The organism is Citrobacter sp. Cpo012 (assembly GCF_030333015.1).
Lineage (GTDB): Bacteria > Pseudomonadota > Gammaproteobacteria > Enterobacterales > Enterobacteriaceae > Citrobacter > Citrobacter portucalensis.
Window position 1 is genome coordinate 244,961 of sequence record NZ_JAOWGR010000042.1, and the last position, 8,113, is coordinate 253,073.

At 54.7% G+C, this 8,113-nt stretch carries 7 protein-coding genes; 4 read left to right on the top strand and 3 right to left on the bottom strand.

Features of this window, described 5'->3' with window-relative positions:
• Positions 1–92 precede the first annotated feature (92 nt).
• From scpA to scpC, 4 genes are read left to right on the top strand one after another with little or no spacing between them, the layout of a single operon-like run.
• Entirely contained in the window at positions 93–2,237 is a 2,145-nt protein-coding gene (gene scpA, locus OGX90_RS19380; protein WP_198801770.1) for a methylmalonyl-CoA mutase, read from the top strand.
• Entirely contained in the window at positions 2,230–3,225 is a 996-nt protein-coding gene (meaB, locus tag OGX90_RS19385) for a methylmalonyl Co-A mutase-associated GTPase MeaB (protein WP_048215580.1), read from the top strand. The genes scpA and meaB overlap by 8 nt, the downstream gene beginning before the upstream one ends.
• 10 nt (positions 3,226–3,235) lie before the next feature.
• A complete protein-coding gene (gene scpB / locus OGX90_RS19390) occupies positions 3,236–4,021 on the top strand; it encodes a methylmalonyl-CoA decarboxylase (protein WP_008785757.1) in 786 nt (261 codons plus the stop codon).
• Positions 4,022–4,045: 24 nt separating this feature from the next.
• Positions 4,046–5,512, top strand: coding sequence for a succinyl-CoA:acetate CoA-transferase ScpC (scpC, locus tag OGX90_RS19395; RefSeq protein WP_008785758.1), 1,467 nt, complete (start codon positions 4,046–4,048; stop codon positions 5,510–5,512).
• Here the strand turns inward: scpC and srsR are convergent.
• The 3 genes from srsR to argO form a co-directional block, all read right to left on the bottom strand.
• Positions 5,509–6,405: a LysR family transcriptional regulator SrsR gene (srsR, locus tag OGX90_RS19400; protein WP_003026999.1), complete on the bottom strand. Its 897-nt coding sequence runs from the start codon at positions 6,403–6,405 to the stop codon at positions 5,509–5,511. The two genes, scpC and srsR, sit on opposite strands and share 4 nt — an antisense overlap.
• 123 nt (positions 6,406–6,528) lie before the next feature.
• Complete coding sequence (locus OGX90_RS19405; RefSeq protein WP_003825465.1) at positions 6,529–7,275, bottom strand: oxidative stress defense protein; 747 nt, start codon at positions 7,273–7,275, stop codon at positions 6,529–6,531.
• Positions 7,276–7,368: 93 nt separating this feature from the next.
• On the bottom strand, positions 7,369–8,004 hold the full coding sequence (gene argO, locus OGX90_RS19410; RefSeq protein ID WP_003027005.1) for an arginine exporter ArgO: 636 nt from the start codon (positions 8,002–8,004) through the stop codon (positions 7,369–7,371).
• Between the last annotated feature and the right edge of the window lie 109 nt (positions 8,005–8,113).

The following is an 8,113-nucleotide window of genomic DNA, read 5'->3' on the forward strand; positions in this document are numbered from 1 at the left end:
CCCTGTTGGCTATTTTTTGCTGGCGACAAGCCAAATGAAAAAGCTCACCGTATTCGCAAAGATTCAACTTATTGCGTAATACGGAGCAAAAAATGGCAAACGTGCAGGAGTGGCAAACACTCGCCAATAAAGAACTCAGTCGACGGGAAAAAACCGTCGAGTCGCTGGAAAGACAGACGGCGGAAGGGATTGCCATCAAGCCGCTGTACACCGAAGAAGACCTCGATAATCTGGAAGTCACGGGCACCCTTCCCGGCCTGCCGCCTTACGTGCGTGGCCCGCGCGCCACCATGTATACCGCGCAGCCGTGGACCATTCGTCAGTACGCTGGTTTCTCTACCGCCAAAGAGTCCAACGCCTTTTACCGCCGCAACCTCGCCGCCGGGCAAAAAGGGCTTTCCGTCGCCTTTGACCTTGCCACCCATCGTGGCTACGACTCTGACAACCCGCGCGTGGCGGGTGACGTCGGCAAAGCGGGCGTGGCGATCGATACCGTCGAAGATATGAAGATACTGTTCGACCAGATCCCGCTGGATAAGATGTCAGTATCGATGACCATGAACGGCGCGGTTCTACCTGTGCTGGCGTTTTATATCGTCGCTGCAGAAGAACAAGGCGTAACGCCGGAACAACTCACCGGGACCATTCAGAACGATATTCTGAAAGAGTACCTGTGCCGCAACACCTACATTTATCCACCAAAACCGTCCATGCGCATTATCGCCGACATCATCGCCTGGTGCTCCGGCAACATGCCGCGCTTTAACACCATCAGCATCAGCGGCTATCACATGGGTGAAGCCGGAGCGAACTGCGTGCAGCAGGTAGCGTTTACGCTGGCAGACGGTATTGAATACATCAAAGCTGCACTCTCCGCCGGACTGAAAATTGATGACTTCGCCCCGCGCCTGTCGTTCTTCTTCGGTATCGGCATGGATCTGTTTATGAACGTCGCCATGCTGCGCGCGGCGCGCTATTTGTGGAGTGAAGCGGTCAGCAGCTTTGGCGCGACCAACCCGAAATCTCTCGCTCTGCGTACCCACTGCCAGACGTCTGGCTGGAGCCTGACCGAGCAGGATCCATATAACAACGTGGTACGAACCACTATTGAAGCACTCGGCGCTACGCTTGGCGGCACCCAGTCGCTGCATACCAACGCCTTTGATGAAGCGCTCGGTCTGCCCACCGATTTCTCCGCCCGTATTGCGCGTAATACGCAAATCATCATTCAGGAAGAATCAGAGATCTGCCGCACCGTTGATCCGCTGGCCGGATCGTATTACGTCGAGTCACTCACCGATCAAATTGTGAAGCAGGCACGCACGATCATCAAACAGATTGACGAGGCAGGCGGCATGGCGAAAGCGATCGAAGCCGGGCTCCCTAAACGGATGATCGAAGAAGCTTCCGCGCGTGAACAGTCGCTGATCGACCAGGGTAAGCGCGTTATTGTCGGCGTCAATAAGTACAAGCTGGATAAAGAAGACGAGACGTCGGTACTGGAGATCGACAACGTGAAGGTGCGCAACGAGCAGATTGCCTCGCTGCAGCATATCCGCACCACCCGCGACAACGATGCCGTTAAAGCCGCGCTCACGGCACTGACCCACGCCGCGCAGCATAATGAAAACCTGCTGGCTGCTGCCGTCAACGCCGCCCGCGTTCGCGCCACGCTGGGTGAAATCTCCGACGCGCTGGAAGTCGCTTTTGATCGGTATCTGGTTCCCAGCCACTGCGTCACCGGCGTGATTGCGCAAAGCTATCATCAGTCAGACAAATCCGCCGATGAGTTCGATACCATCGTTGCGCAAACCGAACAGTTCCTCGCGGAAAATGGCCGCCGCCCGCGTATTCTGATCGCCAAGATGGGCCAGGACGGCCACGATCGCGGCGCGAAGGTAATCGCCAGCGCCTATTCCGATCTCGGTTTCGATGTCGATCTCAGCCCGATGTTCTCCACTCCGGAAGAGATCGCCCGTCTGGCGGTAGAAAACGATGTGCATGTAATAGGCGCATCGTCACTGGCGGCGGGCCATAAAACGCTGATCCCGGAACTGGTTACCGCACTCAAAAAATGGGGGCGTGAAGATATCTGCGTGGTAGCAGGAGGCGTTATTCCGCCGCAGGATTACGCTTTCCTGCACGAACACGGCGTGGCAGCCATTTATGGCCCCGGCACACCAATGCTCGACAGCGTCCGCGATGTGTTAACCCGTATCAGTCAGCATCATGATTAACGCCGCCACGCTTGAGGATACTGTCCGCCGCTTGCGACTCGGTGAACGGGCTACGCTCGCCCAGGCGATGACGCTGGTCGAAAGCAACCACCCGCGCCACCAGCCGCTGAGTACGCAATTGCTGGACGCGATTATGCCGTTCACCGGTAACGCCCTGCGCTTGGGGATCACCGGTACGCCGGGCGCGGGCAAAAGCACTTTCCTGGAAGCATTCGGCATGCTGCTTATCCACCACGGATTACGGGTAGCGGTGATCGCCGTCGATCCCAGCAGCCCGGTCAGCGGCGGCAGCATTCTTGGCGATAAAACCCGCATGACGGAGCTGGCCCGCGCCGAATCTGCGTTTATTCGACCGGTTCCTTCCAGCGGTCATTTAGGCGGTGCCAGCCAGCGCGCCCGCGAATTAATGCTGCTGTGCGAAGCGGCTGGCTTTGACGTGGTGATTGTAGAAACCGTCGGCGTTGGGCAGTCAGAAACCGAAGTCGCAGGCATGGTGGATTGCTTTATCTCACTGCAAATCGCTGGCGGTGGCGACGATTTACAGGGCATCAAAAAAGGCCTGATGGAAATGGCGGATCTGGTCGTCATCAATAAGGACGACGGTGATAACCATACCAGCGTTGCCATTGCCCGCCATATGTACGAGTCCGCCCTGCATATTCTGCGCCGCAAATATGACGAGTGGCAGCCGCGGGTTCTGACCTGTAGCGCCCTGGAAAAACGCGGTATCGAGGAGGTTTGGCAGGCGATAACCGACTTTAAAACGTGCCTGACCGCCAGCGGTCGACTGGAAAAAGTTCGCCAGCAGCAGGCGGTGGACTGGTTACACCAGCAGGCTGAAGAAGAAGCCCTGCATCTGCTGTTTGCGCGGACTGATTTCGACCGCTATTTCCAGCAGACGCTTCAGGCCGTCAAAAACAATGATCTTTCGCCGCGCACCGGTCTGCGGCACATCAGCGAATTTATTCAGCATCATTACTTTCAATAAAGAGAACATTATGTCTTATCAATACGTCAACGTGGTCATCATCCAGAAAGTCGCGGTTATTGAGTTCAATTACGCCCGCAAGCTCAATGCCCTGAGTAAAGTGTTTATTGACGATCTGATGCAGGCGCTGAGCGATCTCAATCGTGCAGACATTCGCTGCATCATTCTGCGCGCTCCAAGCGGGGCCAAAGTGTTTTCTGCCGGGCATGATATTCATGAACTCCCGACCGGGCGTCGCGATCCGCTCTCTTATGACGATCCGCTGCGTCAGATAACCCGTATGATCCAAAAATACCCGAAGCCGGTGATCTCCATGGTCGAAGGCAGCGTCTGGGGCGGCGCGTTTGAGATGATCATGAGTTCCGATCTGATCATTGCAGCCAGTACCTCCACTTTCTCGATGACCCCGGTCAACCTCGGTGTGCCATATAACCTGGTGGGCATCCACAACCTGACCCGCGACGCTGGTTTTCACATCGTGAAAGAGCTGATTTTTACCGCTTCGCCCATCACCGCTCAACGCGCCATGGCGGTCGGGATCCTTAACCATGTCGTGCCCGTCGAGGAACTGGAAGATTTCACTCTGCAAATGGCGCACCACATCTCGGAAAAAGCGCCGCTGGCCATCGCCGTCATCAAAGAAGAACTGCGCGTGCTGGGTGAAGCGCACACCATGAATTCTGATGAGTTCGAGCGTATTCAGGGCATGCGCCGCGCGGTGTACGACAGCGAGGATTATCAGGAAGGGATGAACGCGTTTATGGAAAAACGTAAACCAAATTTTGTTGGCCATTAATCACGTCCGAGGAAGGAGACGGCCATGAAACGGATGAGCGCCGAACAGGCGGCAGAAATTATCCAGCACGATGATATGGTGGCGTTTAGCGGCTTTACCCCTGCGGGTTCACCCAAAGCGTTACCCAGCGCAATTGCCCAACGCGCCTGCGAACGGCATCAGAACGGGCAGCCTTTTCAGATCCGCCTGCTGACCGGAGCATCAATTGGCGCCGCCGCTGATGATGTTCTATCCGCGGCGGATGCCGTTTCCTGGCGTGCGCCTTATCAAACGTCAACGGGCCTGCGCGAGAAAATTAATCAGGGCCAGGTGAGGTTTGTCGATCTCCATTTGAGTGAAGTGGCGCAAATGGTTAATTACGGCTTTTTTGGCGAGATCGATGTTGCCGTCATTGAAGCCTCCGCCATTGCGCCAGATGGCCGGATTTGGCTTTCCAGCGGTATTGGTAATGCGCCGACCTGGCTGCTGCGGGCGAAAAAAGTGATCATTGAATTGAATCATTACCATAATCCGCGCGTAGCGGAGTTTGCCGACATCGTGATACCCGGTGCGCCGCCGCGGCGTAACAGCGTACCCATTTTTCATACCATGGATCGCGTAGGCAGTCAGTGCGTACAGATAGACCCCAAAAAGGTGGTTGCGGTGGTGGATACCGAGCTGCCCGATGCCGGAAATGCGGCGGATAAAACCAATCCGGTCAGCCAGCAAATTGCCGATAACGTCGTCACTTTCCTGCTGGCAGAAATGGCGCACAAACGTATTCCAGCTGAGTTTCTGCCCTTACAAAGCGGCGTGGGCAATATCAACAACGCGGTAATGGCGCGACTGGGCGAGAACCCGGATATCCCGCCCTTTATGATGTATTCGGAGGTGTTGCAGGAGTCGGTGGTGCATCTGCTGGAAACGGGCAAGATAACAGGTGCCAGCGCCTCCAGCCTGACCATTTCAGCCCCGTCGCTACAGAAGATTTACGACAACATGGACTTCTTCGCCAGCCGGATTGTGCTACGCCCGCAGGAGATCTCCAATAACCCGGAAATCATCCGTCGGCTGGGGGTTATTGCGCTCAACGTCGGTCTGGAGTTTGATATCTACGGCCATGCCAATTCCACGCACGTTGCGGGGGTGAACCTGATGAATGGCATCGGCGGCAGCGGGGATTTCGAGCGCAACGCCTACCTGTCTATCTTTATGGCGCCGTCGATTGCCAAAGGCGGGAAAATCTCCACCATCGTACCGATGTGCAGCCATGTCGACCACAGCGAACATAGCGTTAAAGTGATCGTGACCGAACAAGGGATTGCCGATCTGCGTGGGCTATCTCCGATGCAGCGGGCGCACACGATTATCGATAACTGTGCGCACCCTCTTTACCGGGATTATCTGCACCGCTATCTGGAGAAAGCGCCCGGCGGGCATATCCATCACGATCTCAGCCATGCGTTCGATCTGCATCGCAACCTTCTCGAGACTGGATCGATGCTCGGCTAACTTGCGCTACCGTCACGATCTTCAGCAATATGCTGGAGCATAGTGGCGGTATAGCGATGATTTTTCAGCGAATAGAGAAACTCCTGCATATACATGGGGCTGCCGGGCGCATCGAAATACTTTAGCGTCGACGGGTTCACCAGCCGCCAGGCGAAGTGAGGGATCACCGTCAAAAACTGCCCGCGCTCTACCGCGCTGATCTTGGCCATAAAGCTGTACGGACGGTAGATAATCGTCGGGTTGATCCCGCAGGGCCGCATGTATGCATCCAGCATCGCCTCAAAGTTGGCGCGATTCTGGAAGCGCATTTGCAGCCAGGGCAGCTCGCGCAGCAGATCCTGCGGCTGTTTTTCTTCGTAGCGCCGGGAAACGAGAAACCCCAGACGCAGCGGAGGCAACTCGCTAATCGCCAGATTCTCCAGTTCCTGGACGCGGGGGGAAACGTGCTGCGGCGAGATAATAAAATCCAGTTTGCGATCGAACAGGTTATCAATCACCCCATTCTCGCTGAATTCAACGGCCTGAGCCGTCACGCCGTCATACTTGTCACCAAGGCTAATCAACTGGTCAAAAATAATCGTTGGGTAGGTATTGTCGATCCCGATGACGATTTCCCGCGAGCGGCGAGAGGCGTTATGGATTTCGTTATCAATGGCAGAAAGGCGCTGATAAACGGGAAACAGCTTCTGATACAGCTCCTGTCCGGCTTTATTCAGGCTGATGTTGTTATCTTTGCGGGTAAACAGCGTATAGCCGATTTGATCTTCCAGTGCGGCAATGCTTTTACCGAAAGGCGATGCGGTCATATGTATTTTTTCTGCCGCTCTGGCGATGTTATTGGTTTGCGCCAGCAGAATGAAATTACGCATCTTTTTCGAGATAAAAATATCCATAGCGTCCCCTTAAAAATCGCTATGGCCTATCCTCATTACGGCGAAAAAAAAGACTGGATGTGGGGTCTCATTTTTACAGTTGCTCACAGAAAAAACCCGGCTGGAAAGCCGGGTCTGCAATGATTACTGGGTTTTGGCTGGCGTTGCTGCTGGTTGCCCCGCCGTCGGCTCAATCTGGAAGACCACATCAACCTGATCGTCAAACTGAATAACCGGCTGTTCGTAGGTTTCCTGAGCGGATGTCGCAGGCGCTGCATCTGCTTTCATCATCCGTACCATCGGGCTCGGTTGATAATTGGAAACGTGGTAACGCACGCTGTAAACGGGCCCCAGTTTGCTGTTAAAGCCCGCAGCTAACTGCTCAGCCTGATGAATAGCATCATCAATTGCTGCTTTACGCGCTTTATCTTTGTAAGTATCCGGCTGGGCAACGCCAAGCGATACCGAACGGATCTCATTCAGACCGGCCTTCAGTGCACCATCGAGCAGCGCATTGAGTTTGTCCAACTGACGCAGCGTGACCTCAACGGTACGTACCGCACGATAGCCTTTAAGGACGCTTTTACCATTCTGGTAGTCGTAGTCCGGCTGGGTGCGCAGGTTTGCCGCGCTAATATCTTTCTTCGCTATCTGGTTCTGTTCAAGGAAGGACAGATATTGCGCCACGCGCTCATCAGCCTGCTTCTTCGCTGAAGCCGCATCCTTTGCTGCTACATTCACTTCAATCGCCAGAGTAGCGATGTCTGGTGTCGCATCCACGCTTGCCGTTCCGGAAGTCACGATGTGCGGTCCATTTGGCAACTCATTTGCCTGTACCGATAGTGCGCTGAATCCGACTAATGCCGCCAGGGCCATTATTTTGAACTTCACGGTCGTTCCTCCATGTTTCATTAATTACCCCGAAACTCAGGGCACATGCAGGCAAGCTTAGCCGATCTCGCTGCGTTGTCCATCAGACAACACTTAGTTGAACAACGCATGAACGTGCGCAACACCTTCTTTTGCCAACTGAAAAGCGATAAACCACATCACCAATCCTACCAGGGTATTGATGATCCGCTGTGCTTTAGCAGTGCGCAAACGCGGAGCGAGCCAGGCCGCCAGCAATGCCAGGCCGAAGAACCACAGGAACGAAGCGCTGACGGTACCCAGCGCAAACCAGCGCTTAGGCTCAACGTCCAGTTGGCCTCCCAGACTCCCCAGCACCACAAAGGTATCCAGGTAAACATGGGGGTTTAGCCATGTCACCGCCAGCATAGTAGCGATAATTTTCCAGCGGCCCTGCTTCATCACCTCGGCGCTGGCCAGTTCCAGGTTACTGCTCATCGCCGTTTTTAACGCCCCGAAACCGTACCAGAGTAAAAATGCCACCCCACCCCAGGTGACAAGCGCCATCAGCCATGGTGACTGCATCAGCAAGGCGCTACCGCCAAAGATCCCCGCGCAAATCAGCACTAAGTCGCTGATAGCGCAGAGTAAAGCAATCATGATGTGATACTGGCGACGGATCCCCTGATTCATCACGAAGGCGTTTTGCGGACCGAGCGGAAGTATCATAGCCGCACCAAGCGCAAGCCCTTGAAAATAATACGATAACACGTTAATCATCCCGAACTGTTTCTCTTAGGAGCAGACTATAGCGCGGGGAAAACATTAGCGGAAATGGATAATTTTAATCAGGGATAAGAAGAATTAATACCACGGGGGG

Coding starts and splice junctions, on each gene's coding strand:
- scpA (WP_198801770.1), top strand. CDS start 93: ATGGCAAACGTGCAGGAGTGGCAAACACTCGCCAATAAAGAACTCAGT.
- meaB (WP_048215580.1), top strand. CDS start 2,230: ATGATTAACGCCGCCACGCTTGAGGATACTGTCCGCCGCTTGCGACTC.
- scpC (WP_008785758.1), top strand. CDS start 4,046: ATGAAACGGATGAGCGCCGAACAGGCGGCAGAAATTATCCAGCACGAT.
- srsR (WP_003026999.1), bottom strand. CDS start 6,405: ATGGATATTTTTATCTCGAAAAAGATGCGTAATTTCATTCTGCTGGCG.
- scpB (WP_008785757.1), top strand. CDS start 3,236: ATGTCTTATCAATACGTCAACGTGGTCATCATCCAGAAAGTCGCGGTT.